This window comes from Ensifer sp. ENS02 (assembly GCF_014851885.1).
In the GTDB taxonomy this organism is placed as follows: domain Bacteria; phylum Pseudomonadota; class Alphaproteobacteria; order Rhizobiales; family Rhizobiaceae; genus Ensifer; species Ensifer adhaerens.
On the sequence record NZ_JACVAO010000019.1, the window covers coordinates 1 to 15594 of the forward strand.

General features: G+C 57.9%; 21 protein-coding genes and 1 pseudogene. 14 read left to right on the top strand and 8 right to left on the bottom strand.

What is annotated here, in order from left to right:
• Positions 1-608: 608 nt before the first annotated feature.
• The 3 genes and pseudogenes from ligD to IB262_RS29545 all read right to left on the bottom strand — a co-directional run bounded on the left by ligD (position 609) and on the right by IB262_RS29545 (position 2410).
• Positions 609-1865, bottom strand: a pseudogene (ligD, locus tag IB262_RS29535) (non-homologous end-joining DNA ligase).
• Positions 1866-2084: a hypothetical protein gene (locus IB262_RS29540; RefSeq protein WP_110819417.1), complete on the bottom strand. Its 219-nt coding sequence runs from the start codon at positions 2082-2084 to the stop codon at positions 1866-1868. It lies immediately after the preceding pseudogene.
• Positions 2081-2410, bottom strand: coding sequence for a hypothetical protein (locus IB262_RS29545; protein ID WP_034800371.1), 330 nt, complete (start codon positions 2408-2410; stop codon positions 2081-2083). Before IB262_RS29545 ends, IB262_RS29540 begins: the two co-directional genes overlap by 4 nt.
• Positions 2411-3792: 1382 nt before the next feature.
• On the opposite strand from IB262_RS29545, the gene IB262_RS29550 reads away from it, so the two are divergent.
• From IB262_RS29550 to IB262_RS29570, 9 genes are all read left to right on the top strand, one after another.
• Entirely contained in the window at positions 3793-4074 is a 282-nt protein-coding gene (locus IB262_RS29550) for a hypothetical protein (RefSeq protein WP_112977347.1), read from the top strand.
• 1315 nt (positions 4075-5389) lie between these two features.
• On the top strand, positions 5390-5623 hold the full coding sequence (locus tag IB262_RS36755) for a hypothetical protein (protein ID WP_034800367.1): 234 nt from the start codon (positions 5390-5392) through the stop codon (positions 5621-5623).
• Positions 5624-6267: 644 nt separating this feature from the next.
• The gene (locus IB262_RS29560) at positions 6268-6519 is read left to right on the top strand and encodes a hypothetical protein (RefSeq protein ID WP_112977345.1); all 252 of its coding nucleotides are present in this window, start codon (positions 6268-6270) and stop codon (positions 6517-6519) included.
• 291 nt (positions 6520-6810) lie between these two features.
• A complete protein-coding gene (locus tag IB262_RS36515; RefSeq protein ID WP_256386710.1) occupies positions 6811-6933 on the top strand; it encodes a hypothetical protein in 123 nt (40 codons plus the stop codon).
• Between the two features lie 197 nt (positions 6934-7130).
• Positions 7131-7256, top strand: a complete 126-nt coding sequence (locus tag IB262_RS36520) for a hypothetical protein (protein ID WP_256386711.1) — start codon at positions 7131-7133, stop codon at positions 7254-7256.
• Positions 7257-7640: 384 nt separating this feature from the next.
• Positions 7641-7826, top strand: a complete 186-nt coding sequence (locus IB262_RS36090; protein ID WP_090300846.1) for a hypothetical protein — start codon at positions 7641-7643, stop codon at positions 7824-7826.
• A 712-nt stretch (positions 7827-8538) separates the two neighbouring features.
• Positions 8539-8664 (top strand): hypothetical protein, encoded by a 126-nt coding sequence (locus IB262_RS36525; RefSeq protein ID WP_255381443.1) that lies wholly within the window; start codon positions 8539-8541, stop codon positions 8662-8664.
• Positions 8665-9062: 398 nt separating this feature from the next.
• Positions 9063-9248 (top strand): DUF3606 domain-containing protein, encoded by a 186-nt coding sequence (locus IB262_RS29565; protein WP_060606866.1) that lies wholly within the window; start codon positions 9063-9065, stop codon positions 9246-9248.
• Between the two features lie 35 nt (positions 9249-9283).
• Positions 9284-9544, top strand: coding sequence for an acyl carrier protein (locus IB262_RS29570; RefSeq protein WP_112977344.1), 261 nt, complete (start codon positions 9284-9286; stop codon positions 9542-9544).
• A gap of 603 nt (positions 9545-10147) precedes the next feature.
• Here IB262_RS29570 and IB262_RS29575 read toward each other — a convergent pair.
• Positions 10148-10432, bottom strand: coding sequence for a hypothetical protein (locus IB262_RS29575; RefSeq protein WP_162728932.1), 285 nt, complete (start codon positions 10430-10432; stop codon positions 10148-10150).
• Between the two features lie 235 nt (positions 10433-10667).
• Between IB262_RS29575 and IB262_RS29580 the strand changes: the two genes are divergently transcribed.
• The 4 genes from IB262_RS29580 (at position 10668) to IB262_RS29595 (ending at position 11707) form a co-directional block, all read left to right on the top strand.
• Complete coding sequence (locus tag IB262_RS29580; RefSeq protein ID WP_192494067.1) at positions 10668-10841, top strand: hypothetical protein; 174 nt, start codon at positions 10668-10670, stop codon at positions 10839-10841.
• 27 nt (positions 10842-10868) lie between these two features.
• Positions 10869-11117, top strand: coding sequence for a DUF982 domain-containing protein (locus IB262_RS29585; RefSeq protein ID WP_034800356.1), 249 nt, complete (start codon positions 10869-10871; stop codon positions 11115-11117).
• Positions 11118-11203: 86 nt separating this feature from the next.
• On the top strand, positions 11204-11386 hold the full coding sequence (locus tag IB262_RS29590) for a hypothetical protein (RefSeq protein WP_112977342.1): 183 nt from the start codon (positions 11204-11206) through the stop codon (positions 11384-11386).
• Positions 11387-11473: 87 nt separating this feature from the next.
• Positions 11474-11707 (top strand): DUF982 domain-containing protein, encoded by a 234-nt coding sequence (locus IB262_RS29595; RefSeq protein ID WP_110819419.1) that lies wholly within the window; start codon positions 11474-11476, stop codon positions 11705-11707.
• 275 nt (positions 11708-11982) lie between these two features.
• Here the strand turns inward: IB262_RS29595 and IB262_RS29600 are convergent, their stop codons facing one another.
• From IB262_RS29600 to IB262_RS29620, 4 genes are all read right to left on the bottom strand, one after another.
• Positions 11983-12141: a hypothetical protein gene (locus IB262_RS29600; protein WP_162727310.1), complete on the bottom strand. Its 159-nt coding sequence runs from the start codon at positions 12139-12141 to the stop codon at positions 11983-11985.
• 873 nt (positions 12142-13014) lie between these two features.
• On the bottom strand, positions 13015-13905 hold the full coding sequence (locus tag IB262_RS29610) for a hypothetical protein (RefSeq protein WP_192494068.1): 891 nt from the start codon (positions 13903-13905) through the stop codon (positions 13015-13017).
• A gap of 178 nt (positions 13906-14083) precedes the next feature.
• Entirely contained in the window at positions 14084-14494 is a 411-nt protein-coding gene (locus tag IB262_RS29615) for a PAS domain-containing protein (protein WP_192494069.1), read from the bottom strand.
• 8 nt (positions 14495-14502) lie between these two features.
• The gene (locus IB262_RS29620) at positions 14503-14814 is read right to left on the bottom strand and encodes a hypothetical protein (RefSeq protein WP_110819422.1); all 312 of its coding nucleotides are present in this window, start codon (positions 14812-14814) and stop codon (positions 14503-14505) included.
• 331 nt (positions 14815-15145) lie between these two features.
• On the opposite strand from IB262_RS29620, the gene IB262_RS29625 reads away from it, so the two are divergent.
• Positions 15146-15328: a hypothetical protein gene (locus IB262_RS29625; protein ID WP_162727309.1), complete on the top strand. Its 183-nt coding sequence runs from the start codon at positions 15146-15148 to the stop codon at positions 15326-15328.
• The last annotated feature ends 266 nt before the right edge of the window (positions 15329-15594 follow it).

A 15594-nucleotide genomic window follows, 5' to 3' on the forward strand; every position in this document is an offset into this window, starting at 1 on the left:
TACGAAAATCGATCTAAATCCGCCGCCTATGCCTGTCCGCGACTTAGTGAAATCGCTGTCCCGTACTTACTGAAATCGGTGTCCGCGACTTACTGAAATCCTTGTCCCGTACTTTCTGAAACCCGCATTCAGCCCGTTAGCTTGCCGAAGGAGGATATTTAGCGCTTCTTGAGATACCTTCGACGGTTCCGCTATCGGTTCGCCTGAAGCCAGGAACAAACCGCATTTTCGCATCGTTTTACGACGCGCCGGATTTTCTCGAACATGAATGGCCGATACGGCACGCAGCTATGAGCGAGCAATCATGACGTGTCGAGGTCCCTAGGAGCGTGGGGCTATCCGGCCCAGCGTAGAGCGTTTGCGCGGTGTCGACACACCGACTTCGGGAACTATTCCGGGATTCCGCGACGCGAGTTTGCATCCGCATCAATGCTAAAGAGTGGATGCTGCGCGCCGCAATTTCCGAACCTCCAACGGCGCATTATGAGACTATCGCTGGACTTTAAGAAGGGCTCCGGCGGCTGGGAGATCATATGCGCTTTCGCCCTAAGGGAGTGATTGCGCTATGCTTTCTCCACGCCGATCTGGATACATTCTTCCTCAAGATTTTACGGTCGTCTCATCGGTCTTTGATAAGGTCGCAATTGCGCGAGCAATAAGCCGCGAGAGCGAGGAGGCTGAGCGCTTGGCCCGATATGCGCTGGAACTGTACATGACCGGCACGCGTAATGAGTTGGACCTCGAAGCGCGCTTAAAGGAATTCTGCGACCCGATCGACTATGGGATGGCGGCCAGTGGAGGTACAACCGTCGGAGATTTGTTGCCCGACTTGTCGGCATGGGCACGAGCACTGACTGCCTCACCAAGCACGGCGACCAAAAGATCAGACGTTTAATCGAGATGGTAAACTTCGACCTTCTCCGCTCGCTCGCCGACCCTCCTAAATGAGGGATGGCGCAGCTTCGCGTCCTGCGTCCACGCCCGATACTCGACCTCGGCGACTAGCAGCGGTTCGGAGAAGATCGCGCCCCTGCGCTTGAGTGCGACCGTGGCCGCTTAGCCGGGATCGCGTCGAGCAGTTCGCGAAGCTGCACCGACTCGTTGTTGCTCCATCCCGTCCCGCACCCGCCGACGTAGACGAGCTCGTCCCCCTTCCTCGCCGCCAGAAGCAGGCGGCCGATCGCGCCTGGCATCGTCGAAGGCTCATATCCGACGATCACGAACCAATCGCGCCAAGAACATTTAACCTTGAGCCATTCCGGCCGGCGCCCGGATCGATAGGGCGCGTCCCGCCGCTTCGCGATGATCCCCTCAAGGCCGAGTTCGCAAGCTGCACGGAAGAAATCGGCGCCGTCAGCCTGGACTTCCTCGGAGAAACGTATGGTGCCAGCCCTACCGGCGACGATCGGCTCGAGCAGTTGCCGGCGCTCACCCAAGGGCATCATCCGAAGGTCCTGGCCGTCTAGATAGAGGAGATCGAAGGCAAAGAAGATGATCTCTCCGGCATCGCGCAGGCTCGGCCTTCTCCCGACCGCGCGCTGCAGCAACCCGAAGTCCGAGCGGCCCCGGTCGTCGAGCACAACCGCCTCGCCGTCTATGATCATGGTCGCATGGCCGAGCTCGCGCGCATCGGCGACGACGGACCCGAACTTCTTAGCCCAGTCATATCCGCCGCGAGTGATCGCCCTCACCTCGCCTGGCTCGACATGGATCGCCAGCCGATACCCGTCCCACTTCACCTCAAAGGTCCACTCCGGACCTTTCGGCGGCTGATCGACGAGGGTAGCGACGCATGGCTCGACGCGCCGCGGCATAGGTTCGGGCAGCGGCGTGGAGGTTGGTTTCTTTCTAAGGGTTCTAGCCATTTAACGTTGACGATTTGCTCGTCTCTGGATTATCGCGGCTAACGCAGCGAGTCGACTTTGCGGCAGCTTGACAATGAAAGTATCAATGTCGCGTCCGAAGTTCGACCATGCTTTGTCGCCGTCGATACCCTTATCGATCACGCCGGCCTCTTCGAGTTCGGAGCGCTCCATGTTTATGCGTGCAACGGAAATCTGCAGCAGATCCGAGCCAGTGATCATCGCCCCACTCCCTGCTGTCGAAGGTTCATAGTTCCATGAGTAGGTTGCCGCGCTTCGTTGTCCGGTTCCGCGGCCTCTTCCTCCTCTACCAGCTTTTGGTAGCAATCCTCGATATCCTGCGCGATGCCGTCGGCGTCGTAGAGGTAACCATCTGTGCCGCCGTCAGTTTCAATGATCTCGGCCAATGAGTTCATTACCACGCGACCGAGGTATTGTAGGGCGTCGCGATGATGATCGGCGCCTCCGCTCGCGAACGCCTGGCGCGCATCGTCAATCGCCTGACGCATGGCCTGAAATGACCCGTCGATATGGAGCTTCGTGTTCACAGCACCGCCTCCTCAACGCACCGCTTCGCCCTAACGCAATACTCGTGGATAGGTTCACTTTACTATCGACAGACAGTTAAACGCCACAATTGATTCGATTCGATTGGCGTACCAAGCGATCTCATTCGCAATCGGTCAGCGCAGAGGAACATTCCGCATCCGCGGCCGTTGTTTGCATTGCTGATGATCCACTGCCCAACGGATCAAGGCGGGCCTTCATCGAAATTTTTAAGAATGGAGACCCCTTTTGTGTAGCACGGTTGGTATAGCACGCGCGCTCTAGGCCCCGTCGAGAATGACGGGGCCATTTTGCTTGCCGAATGGCGACACTAGCGATCTCGCCTGTTTTCCAAGTGCGCTCGCGGGCGGTGTCGCAGTAAACCCTGGTTCGACGTGGGTGGGGGAACGCTTGTCGGATGCAAGCTTTTTGTAAGGAATGCCGACGTTGATAAACCGGGCATGTGCCGCCTTATGAACAATCGTCGCTGCAATAGGTTCAGTCGGTAAGGACAGGAAAAACCCTGGCTCGAGTTGGCATCTCCTCAGTTCGGGGACGTATTGTCCAACGGCCCCAAACAGATAGCTCACCCAAATTCGGTCGAATGATGCAATTGCGCGTTTGTTTCGGTTAAGATCATGGGCTTTGCCAACGCACTTTGTACGCTCACCCTGATTTCCCCCACAGAAAGCCCGGATCCAAAGACCGTCAACACTGATCGGCTTCGAAAAGCCTAAGAAGCGCAAAAGCGACAAGACGATGGACAACTTTGCGTACCTTGCCCGTCAAGCGGGAAGACTCCGTGCTCACGCAGCGGATCGTAGATCAATTAAGTTCCAAGTCCTTTAAACGTGATGGGCACCCAAACGGTGTCGGCAGACACCTGAAGAGTTCGTCCTAGATGTCTCGTCACGACGGAACCGTTTCCAAAGACAGCAGTTTGTAGTCTGCTCCCAGGTTTTCCCATTGCCCTGCGGAGAGAGGAATTGGCCCCCGATAGCTCCAGGGGGCCAATTCTTTCTGTTCTGCGCAGCCCGCACGTGCATGTGGGGCACCTATGAAGGTGCGCCCCGGCCTCTTTTCTGAAAACCCAGCGCCACCTATTGTGAGTTTCGTGACCATGCCTGTATCAGATCAGGCTTCCCCAGTGCGCAATTTGTAGGATTCGACATGGTGGCGCGGAACAAGCCCCCTGGATTGCGGTTTCGACAACGAGCCCAAGCTATCCACTTCCCCTGCGAGGGCTCATTGGACACTGAATCTCTTGGCCCCGTTGGTTGCACTTTTGGGGCCATCATCTGAGATCGTTGCATGCAGTTTACTACTCAACCAGTAAAGGCGGCGGATCTTGGGTCTGACAACGGATTAGGACCTTTGCGGGATCGTGAATGAGTTGATCGCGGCTGGGTGCGATATCACGGCCATTGGACATGAGATGTACGTGATCGGCGAGGTGAAGGATTCTGCAACCGAAGAGGTACGTCGGATAACGGAGAAATACCGGGACCGAGATCCTCTTAGGCTGGAGATCGTCGCCTACCTCTGGTCGATCGGCCGAGACGACGCGGCACTAGCGCTCACATTGACGCCAATCATCAGCGCTGTATTGCCGGGCGATTTCTTCTCGCCGGAGCCCTCGCACTGGAACGTCTGCGCCCTATATTAGATAACGCGCATATCGCTCCCCGCCCTCCGGGGATTGAAAGCGCGCCCGTGCTTCATGATTATGAAGCCAACTGGCCTCGTCGCGCCCGAACGACGAGGCCTTTTTGTTTGCCCAGATCGCAACTGATCACGGACACGATCCGTCTAATAGCCCAGAAGCTCACGCCGGGGGCCATCGCCGCGACAGCGTCGAGTTCGGCGACGACCCAAGGCTTCCCCCCCACCACGCCATCGGGGCCATTTCTCTTAGTCGGATCCCTAAACCGATGAGTCCCAATTAGAACCCCTCGCCCGCGACGCCGTTTCTTGTTTTCAAATCCGAGCTTACCTACGGCGCGCCTGAGAGGGTGAGCCTCCGCTGGGACACCGAGCGGAGGCTCATGCGCGCATAATTATATATGTTATATCAAGCATCTACACGCCAATATAAACCGCGAACGCAGGTGGATAGCGTCGAAATCGGTAGCGGTTTGTGTAAATGCAGGCGCAGTTTGCCAATCTGAGAAATGCAAGGCAATTCACCCAAACGGGCGTCCTGCGTACTACATTCGAGTTATATTCCAACGTGGAGGGTCCGGACAGTTCTTCCGCAAGCGCTAAGCCATCTATTGCTGCACACCGAGTAGTGGTGGCTCGGTCATGCACTCAATGTGATCGGACACGGCTGACAATCAAGCGGTCCAGAGCCCCTCCGGACCCGTCGATGACCTCGAAACTTATGGCCCCGTCAGGCGCCCTTCGAGGCAATCCTTTGTCACCGAACTTGTCGGTCTGATTGCCGCAATTGCCGGGGGCGTCGGTGGCCTGGTCGGCCTGCCTCCACGGCGCGCATCGAGGCCGCCGCTTCAGCGACCTGCCTAAAAACCGGGATAAGTGTGTATATGCTCGCTATCAACGATTGCATTTGCAGGCATCGGGCCCGAGCAATGCTTGCAAGTTTGAGCAACAGTCCACAACAGGCGAGCGCGCCATTTGACGCTCTTTTCCTCACGCTTTGGGCGAGCGGATCTTTGAACCACGACCGTTCTCTTCCAGGCACTGGAGGATCTCCCGCACAAGCCGGATATCGTAACTGAGATTGTTGAGCGTGTTTTCTCAACTGCCCGTCCTGGTTCGCCGCCAGTCGCTCCTGCCATGCCCACACGACCAGACCGACTGGTGCTCGAACGCTGGTTATCTCATCGTTGCCGGTGCTCACTCTTTGCGAACTCGTGCCGGCCGCTCCACCGCTCGGAGACATTGACGGCTGCCCCTTGCCTACGGTCGTGATTTGTGGCGCCATCAAAATCTAGGCGGCAACAATTCGGGGGAATCCAATGATAGACACGCAGTCCAGTATTTTGGACCAGGACCTATCCGATTTGATCAGGGGCCAAATTGAGCAGCGCCACACAAACGAATTTCGGGCAATACTCTCAACCGGCAATGAGATTACGATGCACGGACCCTTTACTATTGGGCGCGACTTCATCATCTACAAAACTGCGAAGGATAACAGCGGCAAGTGGGCAATGACGCCCTTTGCTCATATCGTGCAGTTGGTAATTTGACGAAGACTTCGGCGCTTATCTAATTGCGACCACACGGCGATAACTGTGCTATTGTTCTGGGGTTGCCATGCGGCGACCGGACACAACCGACCCCTCCCTAACCGCACGGACCGCGAGGCTCAAACGGCGCTTGCGCGTCTCTTTGCCAGAAATGACGAGCTGACAATGGCGACGAATGCATCAGCATTCACAGCGCTCCAACTAGGAGGAAAGCACCGTGTCAAGTCGTCTCGTTTTCTCGCTACTCATCGCTTCCGTGGGCATCCTTATGGTTTGGGCCTTCAGACCCGCGCCGACGATCTTCACTGGTTATGAAACACCGCCTAGCGCAGCCAAAACCGACCGCATAGACGCCGTACCTCGTTGAGGGAATCGGACGGCCAATAGACCGCGAAAGAAGGCGGCCACCCTCCCGCATAGGCGGCGGTCATTGCATGGTCGCGCATTCCAGGGGCACAACTTGCATTTGTTGCGCCATTGAGTGAACGTTATACTTGGGGAAATTTCGAGGGGCAATTGTGAAACCCACGCTGACTGCTACATTGCTAATAGCCGGGGTCCTCTCGTTTTGAAGCGAGAACGCGATCGCCGCGAAGAACGGCATTTTCGTCTACGGTTGCACGTCCGACGGGAAACCGGCGCGTATGCGCGTGGTTGCCCCACTTAAGTACAAGGGCGCCGTAGAGGCAGGATTTCGCAACATGATACGGCAAAAAACATCAGATTGGTTTCTTGCGCAGAAGAAGACCGTTGATCTGACAGAAGTCGAGCAAGCCCTCGAAGTCATGATGCAATCAAGCGGCGGCAAGCTCCCAACGCAAAGCCCTTCCGCCGTTGCGAGATCTGTTGAGATTGGCAAGCGCGCAGCCTCACTGAAACTCTATTGCGGCGGTTAACATAGTGCTGGAAGCGACCACCGGCGTTCTTCGCGTGCTCGCCCGCCTACTTCTGCCCACATTCGAAGCCTGAAGTTGGTTGTGGACAAAGCCGGCGTCGCCTTCCTCGTGCTCAACTGCATTCTCCTTGCCCTGGTATTAAGGACCCTAATGTTCGACCCGGGGGTCGAGACGGCACAACCAGATCTGCCGGCGATGGTCCTCGCCAATTAGGGCCCTCCGCTTGGTCTGCGACGGAACAACGGGGCGTCCGGGGTGTTGCTGTAGATCGCAACGAACCGGGAGCGCCTCATGAAGATAGTCGTCATCGCAATTGTCGCCTCGATCATGAGCATACTTGTTTTCAAGTATGTCGACGGGACGTTCGGGACTTCCGAGGTGGTCGCGACTGCGGAGCAACTATCTGAAGACTAACAGGCGCCGTCCTCCCTAAAACATCGGCTGTCTTGCCTTTGTCGGCGAGTGCCTGCGCGAACTTCTCATGGCGCGCGTTTTTTGGGACTGGCATCGATCCCACCTCGGAGAGTGGGGATGGCATTCAAGATGACCGAATTCGCTTGCTATTCCCTCGCCGTTGGCGGCTAGCTCTTTCGTCAACAGGAGACGCGCAAATGGCCAAAGGTCAGGTACGAAGCAATAAGGAAGCCAGAAAGCCCAAGAAGGACAAGGACAAGGCTGCCGCGAAACCCGCTGCGCCGACGTTAGGATCTCAGGTGAAGGACACCAATAAGAAGTAACGCCGACGGTCGCGCGGGCTGCATTAATCTGGACATCAATGACGCCGCGACTCCAGGATCCGTGCTCAAATCGGGCCGTAGGCGATGATCCAACCTCCTGGCGAACTCGTTGACTTCAGCGGCGCCGAAACCTTGTGTGGCAGGATCACAACCCGTTTTCCAAATGGCCTCCCGGCGAGGACTGGCGCCGAATGGACCTCTGTTTGTGTCCGGTTGACCTAAAGCAGAGCTTGGAGAAAGCGGGGCTGAGCTACAAGCGAGGCGCCGATCCCATGGAATGGTTCATCATTCGGTAAACTGAAGGCCGCTGCGATTTCCCCCGTATCCCGATTTGGCTACCCGCGTCATCCACCTCTCCGGCTGTAGGCAAAGGAATTGGAAGTGTTGGCCTATGTTGATCAGATCATCATGCTTTGCGCCGGCCTCTGGATGACGGCAGCAGGGTTTGGCTACGTTCAGACCAACACTCAGGTACCATGGCTCGCTCAACTCACGAGGCACTTTCGATGGATGGGGCCGCTGCTGATCGCTATCGCGATTGTTCTCTTGCTTGCCGCCCCTACCGCATAAACCGCGGTCCTTGGGTCGTCGCGCTTGTCTGCCTCCTTATGCCCACATTCGAGGGCTGAAGTGGGGGATGGATAAAGCCGGCGTCGCCTTCCTGGTGCTCATCTGCATTCTCGTTGCCCTGGTATTGAGCATCCTAATGTTCGAACCGGGAGTCGAGACGGCACCACCGGAGCCGCCGGCGATGGTCCCCACCAATTAGGGACCCCCCGATTGCTCTGCGACGGAATAATGGGGCGTCCGGGGTGTTGCTGTAGATCGTGACGAACCGGAAGTGCCTCATGAAGATAGTCGTCATCGCAATCGTCGCCTGGATCATGAGCATACTTTTTTCAAGTATGTCGACGGGACGTTCGGCGCTCCGAGGTCGTCGCGACTGCGGAGCAACTATCTGAAGACTAACAGGCGCCGCGCCACGTTGCCCAATCGGTTACCAGCGGCGGCCGGATTTCTGAAATATTAGCAGTGATAGACGAAGGCGTGAGGCGGTGAAGTCCTCGCTAAGATCCAGCGAGTGTTCCCTCTGATCGAGCCGCATATGCGTCATCTGCTGTCTTGCCTTTGGCGAGTGCCTGCGCGAACCTCTCGTATCGCGCGCTTTTCAGGACTGGTATTGATCCAACCTTGGAGAGTGGGAATGCATTCAAGATGACCGAATTCGGTTGCTATCTCCCGCCGTTAGCGGCTACCTTTTTCGTCAACAGGAGACGCGCCAATGGCCAAGGGTCAAGTACGAAGCAACAAGGAAGCCAGAAAGCCCAAAAAGGACAAGGACAAGGCTGCCGCGAAACCCGCTGCGCCGACGTTCGGATCTCAGGTGAAGGACACCAATAAGAAGTAACGCCAACGCCGACATTCGAGCGGGCTGCGTTAGCGGACACTGCGCCTTACGCACTGGTTCGTCGTCAAGGCCAAAAAAGTAGAACTGACGCGGCGATAAAGACGAGCGACAGTAACGCGAATCCAATTCGGTTTTCGCCGCTAGCCAGCCTCCATCGATTTGTTGCCGGATCCCTCAGCTGCCACCACCGCGTCGGCCTGTTGGTAGCTCGGTGGTTGATATCTTTCACGTAGAACACTTGCTTGGTTCGGCCATTAATACGCACCAGAACGATCCGGGAACAACTTATGTGGCAAAGCGGAACAACTAACCCCCACTAGATTATGGGATTTCAGTTTGTCGCGGAACATTCCTGCGGCTTCCACGGTTGTGAACAGTCACAACCCGGGAGGAACCCTATGGCAGACGACAAGAAGAACGTTGGTCGCGATCGCGGACGAGTTGCCGCCGGACAGGCTTACGAACTCAACTACTTCAAGCGGAAGCACGGCCTCACCGATGACCAGGCCCGCAAGATCATCAAAGAAGCAGGCAACTCGCGAGAGAAGGCGAACGCTTTAGCCGAGAAACGAAAGAAGGGCTAAAGTCGGCGTCGCGAACACAAAAACGGGAGCGACGTATGGCTACCACACGAGCCGGTATCTCCGCCCGCGTCAAGATGATTTTCATCGAAATACTCGGCGTCAAAGCCGCGGACCTTGCCGACACCGCTGCAATCGTGGACGATCTTGGAACTGACCCGGTGAAAATATCCCAGTTGTCGATGTTGATCGAAGAGGAGTTTGGGATATTCATCGCCGAGGAGTCGATGGAGCAACTCGTGACAGTTGGGGATGTTATCGATTTCGTTTGGGGATCCAAACGCTTGTATGGCCAATAAAAAAGCCGAGTAAAAAACCGACATTATACATTCGCCTCGACGGCCACTGCCAAACTATAAATTTACTTATAGTTGGCACTTCCACCTGACATTGGGGCGATATGGACGAAACACGGTCCGCGTTCTTGGGTGACCTACGAGGCGACTTCGACAGCCGCGAGAACGTCTTCGAATTTTCGCAATGTCCTCCTCTCGCCGGGGGTCCGTGAAGAGATAGAGGACAGCCTTCGCGAGCAATATGAAGTGCGACGGGCCGGGCATGACCTTTGACGGGATCCGCAGTTCGAGGCTCTGAAGCCGGACATAGTCGGTGGGCGTCAGGTAGGCGAGCGTGCGCAGCTGGTGGACGCGGACGGCGATGACGTGATCGGTTGGTGTCTGGGCCGAGCCGATGCTTATGCAGCAGAGGATGCGCCTCCGGTAGGACCTGCTTTGCGGCGCCAGGAGCCTATACCTGATTGATTGCCCAAAGATGCTTTGCGCCGAGACGCCACCGGCGCTCCTTGCAGCCGTTGGCGAACTCGTCGTGCGATTGGCATTCGGCGACGACGACGAAGCCCTGGGCGGCGAACTCGCCTCTTCTCCTGCGTGATGCGCAGGTCCTTAAGCCCGTAGCGGGAGCTGCGCGGGCCACCGAGCGCAGCGTTTTGGCGGCCAGCCTTGATCATCTCCGAGGCGCATCCGCTCTTCGCGGAGGCTTCGGCATTCGAGGTTGGCCATAGCCGCCATTTCTGATGAGATCGGCAGGAAGGACCTGTTCTGAAGTTTGTATTCCCCACGCTTCAGGCCGACGAACACGGTGCGCCGACCGTGGATCAGCATGCCCGTGAGAGCGATCCGATATTCCTCGGTCGGATCTTCGGACTGGATCGATGCGGGGATCATCATGCCGGCGTCCATCAGTGAGGCGATGCATTTGCCGACCTCGTCGACGCCAAATGCCGTCGAGAGGCGGTGCGCTGCGCCTGGTACTTGTTCCCACGCTTCGGCATGGCGATGGCGGCCTGTTACTGTTTCGCGGACACGTGCTCGGTCATGCCGCCACCTCGCCGGGGCGCCCCGGCCCGAGCTCTTGGAACAAACACCGCTCGGTCGCGGTTGCACCACTAAAGAGGAGGCCTCCATGCCCAAGTCCCCAATCCCGACCATTCCAGATCCCGAATTCCCGCCGGACCTGCCGCCGGATGCTCCACCAGATCTGCCGGAGCCCCCGATCGAGGAGCCGGAGCCCGACGTCGGTCCCGACGTACCTCCTATTAGCCGTGTGCCCGGCGCAATTATTCCGCCGAAAATGTAGGCGCGACCGCAAGATAAGGAGAGGCCGGTGGAAATCCAGAGTTGGAGCAAATGCGTGATCATCCAGCTTCCGGAGCTCGACGGGGTGCAAATCGTATGGACCCCGGGTCGAGCGGCTAAGCTCCTGAGCGAGAACTGGCCCATAGACTTTGGCGTCGCGTACTCGGACGCGCTTTACAAATGCACCGACGCGGCGATGGGCACGTATCCATGGGAGCAAGCTCGCGCCGCGTTCATTGAAGCGATCGCCGAGGCAAAGGTCACAAGGCTGCGCTGAATCCATTCGTCTTATGCTGCCGCACCTCCCGGTTCGCGGAACAAAACTTATGCGGCTCCATTAGGCCTGCAAGAAGGGAGACCGATATGACCGACGACCCCAAAGAGCCGAGAAAGCCCGTGGAGGTCCCGCCCGGCGAGACACCCGACCCCATGCCAGACAATCCGGATCGCCCCATTGAGGAGCCCCGACCGGACGACGTCCCGGAAGAGGCGCCAGACGTCACCCCTGTGCCAGGTGAGGAAATACCGGCTAAGATGAGCGGTTAAGCTTGCTAAGCTTCCCAGTCCGATCTCTCCGTTGGAACAGAATTCCCTAATATACGTTTCGGAAAGGCCAACCCTACGGAGGCCGCGATGATAAACATCTGGGATGCGAACGTTGAAGTGACGTTTGATAATCATTTTCACGTCATCAGGAATGCCCGAGAGGCGGTCGCATTCCTTATGAAATCCTGGCCAGAGACGAAGAGCGCGAGTTACGCAGCGGCCCGGAAAGCGTGCCTGGATGCTGCCGAGGGAACAATTCCTGGCGCGGACGCCAGGGCCGCCTTTGAAGCTGCTGCGAAAGAAGCCGGGATTCTCCGATAACGTTGGTGTCGCCCGGCCCGAGGTAGGCTGCCGCCGCGCGCTCTTCAAGGGCAGCGAGGTGACCGATGGCACCCATCACGAAGAGGGGTGATCACTGCGAGTTTATAGTCTCGCACGCCGTTGTCGGCGCTGTTCATGGATTTTTGATGCGGAAGATCTAGGCTTCGAGATCTCTTCGCGGAGGTGGTCGGGGTCGGTCATGAGTGCGTCACCCCATACTCAACCCCAAGGCTGCTCAGTCATTCAGCCCCTTCCGCGCAACGCGGCGATGGCTTTCAGCGCTGCTTCATCTTGACGGCATCGGTCAGCGCAGCCTTGAAGCGTTCGTGCTCGTCCCAGAACGGTCCGCCGTGGCTGCAATACCCAGCGACGCTGTCACCGGTACTGATCGACCCAGTACCGACACCATTGGCCATGATGCCCGATTTTCCCATAGTTCCATCCGCTCTTACCGAGATTGGTTTCAGCCACAACGGTTCATCGAGGCCGGGCGCCGGCGGGACATCATCAGGTCGAGCATCATGGAAAGCTGCTGCATCACTCGCCACTCCCGTCCGTGAGTTCCGGGCAGATCCATTCTGCGAGAGACGAGCCGATACCGCGCAGCTTCTCAGCGATGATCAGCCGTTGTTTCAAGCTGAGCCAGTGCACGAATACGGGCGGCCTTTTCGATGAATTAGGCATAGCCATCTTTGCTGCACGCAGCAGCTCTCGTCCTTCCTTCGCGGCTTCTCAGCCGCGTTGGCTTCCTTCATCTCCCAGTAGCGAACGACGTCGGTTTCGTTGTTCCACCAAGCTTTGAGACGGCATTCCGTCCATTGCTTCTGGGTTCGCCCTTGGCGGCGTGCATCCGGCCGATCGACGGCTTTCCCATCGCCGATTTCAAAGAGGCGACCGTCACCCGGTACGTAGCCAGTGAAGGCAATGGACAAGCGGGAATTCCAACAGAGCAAGGTAGCGATGCTCGACTTCTTCGACGACCTGATCGGGGTTGAGCGCGGCAACGCGCACCGAAACGCAGGTAGCGCCGAATAATGGCTGAGAATTCCGCGATCTCCCGGACCACCCACACTTGGATGAGCTGCACCAAGCTCAGCCCGGCATGCGACGGCTGCTACGCCGAAGCGGCTGATGGACAAGGGTTACACAAGGTACCATGGGGCAACCGCGCGCGTCAGCGCACCGGCGCCCATACTTGGAATGACCCGCTGCGCACGAAAACCCCAACACCCCGACGAGCAGGAAAGCGGGGCCCCAAATCAGCGGAACTCCGGCGTTGGAGCCGATGCACCACGATCAGCAAAGCCTTACGTCGTGCGAACTTTTCCGACTTCTTGTACGTGTCCCGGCTCTTCGCGGTAGGTTTGTTCCAGGCGGTCAATCGTCGTTGATCGCAGGCGGCCGCTGGAACGGAGGAAGGCCAGCATCGCCTCAATGTCATCGCTGCCACCGGGAGGCTCGCCGTAGGGCACAGGGCGTCGAGACAGCTTCTGCGCCCAGTACCGGATCTCGCGCTCGGCCGGCGGGTAATAGATGCCGAGGCGGTAAAGCCGGCTATCTGTCCGAACCCATCGGGGCGGCACCATATCGTCCATCTGGACGATGGGAGACGTATGCCCATGCTCCCCGTCGCTGGTATGAGGCTCGCCGAAGAACCAGCCGTATAGCCACGGCCGGGGGTCGCCTTCGCTCTCCTCCTCGATAAGCCACCCTTCAATGAGCGGAGCAGAATCGTACTCCGTAACGGTCGGCCGCCCTGCTACGAACGGATCCGCTTCAGGGAAATAGGGATCGTGAGCATTCAGAGGGCCTTCGAAATGAAGGCCCTCACCGAACTCGCCGTCAGCGTGCTCGCTGCAGACGACCTTCCAGAGACCACCGAAGTTGGTGGGGCGCCCGCGCCGCCCGCAAACCTCGCAGATGTGATAGGATCGCGCCAAAGCCAGCCGGCAGGCATCGTCGATCGCACGGCGAGCATCTGGTGCAACGCCTGCGGTGTCAAAGCGGACGCGCAGACCGCCCGTCTTCTCCCCCACCTGTTGGAGCGTAAACGAGCCTCCTGCAGCCATCACTTTGTCGGCCTCGGTGAAGAATGCGTGCAGGATGCCCAGCCAACCTTCGCCGCACGCAATCGCCAAAGGACGACGGTCCAATCCGAGATGCGGATACCGGTCGTTCGGGCGGATGATCAGTCTCACTGTTTGGCTCTCTCGTTTCTTCCGCTTAGAGCAGGAATTCCGCGGACCAGTTGTTGCGCCAGGTTGTACAGCGTCAGGAGCCTTAGATTGGAGCTCGAGGTCCACCGGTCAACCGGCAATGATCCGGCGAAGGTCCGGCCAGGTCCACCAACATCGCCGGGAAAATCCTGCTCCGGCGCTAATGCCGCCGGTTGTCGTTGGTCGATGTTGCGCTTTCCAGGACAACGATGCCGGAATAGAGGACCGGTGTTCCATCGCGATCCTGGAAACACCGACCAAAAGCAACGACCGAGACATACAAGCCACCGCGCGTCCTGACGCGATAGAACGATTGCTGGGCTCGTCCGCCCACGATCGTTTCCGTAATTGTCTTTGCCAACCCTGGCCGATCCTCCGGATGGACCCGGTCGAGGTACAGTTTCAGCGGCAATCCCTGGCCCGTCTCGCTCGCGGCGAGACCAAAGAGTTCGGCCAGGGCAGAATCTCCATAGACGAGGTCGCGAATGATATCCCACGTGAAGATCCCGGAGTCGGCCGTATCCGCATCGGTAAGTTCAACAAGGAACGTGCGCTCTGCGTCCTCCTTCATTGCTCCGTCTAACCCTCTGCCATCCATTGCGGTTGGCCACTCGTCGCAAATCCAATTCCGTTCGGGTGCGCACGCGTGGTGTGCCGATCGACCAGCTGACGCAAGCAATCATGAAGCCGTTTATTGAAGCCGCCATCACAGTCCTCGAAAAGGTCGAGATAGAATGTCGCGATCGTCCTGAATTCGGCTGCGTCGCGCGGCACGCGTCGTTCGATCGATTGAAACAACTGCTCAATCGTCTCTTCGAATGAGCGGAAGCGCTCAATGTCATACCCGCAAACCGTCTCATCCAGTTGGCACTGGGCCGTTTTAGATTGCATCACGAGGTCTGCGACGCTCGTAGCGGTGTTTGTGTCAGATCGGTGCATTCACGCGATTTAGCATGCACTAACAGACACGACTACCCGCACCGCGACCCGCCACGTCAGATTCTTTCGCAAGCGCAGCATTTTTTGTAACGAACGACGCATGGGTGTGGCCAATAAGCAGCATTGTTTCACCATACAACGCCAGGCGAGGCACAGCTTGGACCGGCACTCAGATCCAAACGGCCGGTTGTGCGCCAAGGCAAAAGCGCGCGGAACGTGGTGGCCTTATGTTCAATCTTACAAATATACTGAGCGCCCAAGTTCAATCGCAAGGGACGAGAACGTGGACAAACGTGGCGCAAACGGCATCCGCCCGGGCTCAAACTCAGCGTCGGAGCTGCAGGATATTGCGAGCAAGCTTTCGGCTCTCGCGCAACAAATCAAATCAATCGCGGCTACCCCGCTCGGCGACGCTATCGATCTCGACGAAAGCAGCGACGGGCCGCGGAAAGCGGCAATAGAATAACCTGGAAACATTGCCGCTATTGCGGAGCGACCGGGCGCGACCCCGCAAACTCTCTAGGCTAAACCGCCCAATTCCCGAAAGCCCGAAAGCCCGAAGGCAAGCGGCCGCGGCGTGCCTGCGACCGCGCCGTTTAATTCGGAGAACAGAACCTGGCGGCAGAGACAGAGCGCCTTGGCTTGCCTGCGAGCCGTTGAGCCACGACGAAGTTCATCTACGATGCAAGGTTCTTCGGCCAGGCTGATCGAAGGTGATGGCCGGATAACACC

What these genes read in the sequence shown, in the direction of transcription:
- IB262_RS29540 (WP_110819417.1), bottom strand. Translation starts at nt 2,084, where the DNA reads ATGATCACTGGCTCGGATCTGCTGCAGATTTCCGTTGCACGCATAAAC.
- IB262_RS36755 (WP_034800367.1), top strand. Translation starts at nt 5,390, where the DNA reads ATGATAGACACGCAGTCCAGTATTTTGGACCAGGACCTATCCGATTTG.
- IB262_RS29560 (WP_112977345.1), top strand. Translation starts at nt 6,268, where the DNA reads ATGCGCGTGGTTGCCCCACTTAAGTACAAGGGCGCCGTAGAGGCAGGA.
- IB262_RS36515 (WP_256386710.1), top strand. Translation starts at nt 6,811, where the DNA reads ATGAAGATAGTCGTCATCGCAATTGTCGCCTCGATCATGAGCATACTT.
- IB262_RS36520 (WP_256386711.1), top strand. Translation starts at nt 7,131, where the DNA reads ATGGCCAAAGGTCAGGTACGAAGCAATAAGGAAGCCAGAAAGCCCAAG.
- IB262_RS36525 (WP_255381443.1), top strand. Translation starts at nt 8,539, where the DNA reads ATGGCCAAGGGTCAAGTACGAAGCAACAAGGAAGCCAGAAAGCCCAAA.
- IB262_RS29565 (WP_060606866.1), top strand. Translation starts at nt 9,063, where the DNA reads ATGGCAGACGACAAGAAGAACGTTGGTCGCGATCGCGGACGAGTTGCC.
- IB262_RS29570 (WP_112977344.1), top strand. Translation starts at nt 9,284, where the DNA reads ATGGCTACCACACGAGCCGGTATCTCCGCCCGCGTCAAGATGATTTTC.
- IB262_RS29575 (WP_162728932.1), bottom strand. Translation starts at nt 10,432, where the DNA reads ATGATGATCCCCGCATCGATCCAGTCCGAAGATCCGACCGAGGAATAT.
- IB262_RS29580 (WP_192494067.1), top strand. Translation starts at nt 10,668, where the DNA reads ATGCCCAAGTCCCCAATCCCGACCATTCCAGATCCCGAATTCCCGCCG.
- IB262_RS29590 (WP_112977342.1), top strand. Translation starts at nt 11,204, where the DNA reads ATGACCGACGACCCCAAAGAGCCGAGAAAGCCCGTGGAGGTCCCGCCC.
- IB262_RS29595 (WP_110819419.1), top strand. Translation starts at nt 11,474, where the DNA reads ATGATAAACATCTGGGATGCGAACGTTGAAGTGACGTTTGATAATCAT.
- IB262_RS29600 (WP_162727310.1), bottom strand. Translation starts at nt 12,141, where the DNA reads ATGGGAAAATCGGGCATCATGGCCAATGGTGTCGGTACTGGGTCGATC.
- IB262_RS29615 (WP_192494069.1), bottom strand. Translation starts at nt 14,494, where the DNA reads ATGAAGGAGGACGCAGAGCGCACGTTCCTTGTTGAACTTACCGATGCG.
- IB262_RS29620 (WP_110819422.1), bottom strand. Translation starts at nt 14,814, where the DNA reads ATGCAATCTAAAACGGCCCAGTGCCAACTGGATGAGACGGTTTGCGGG.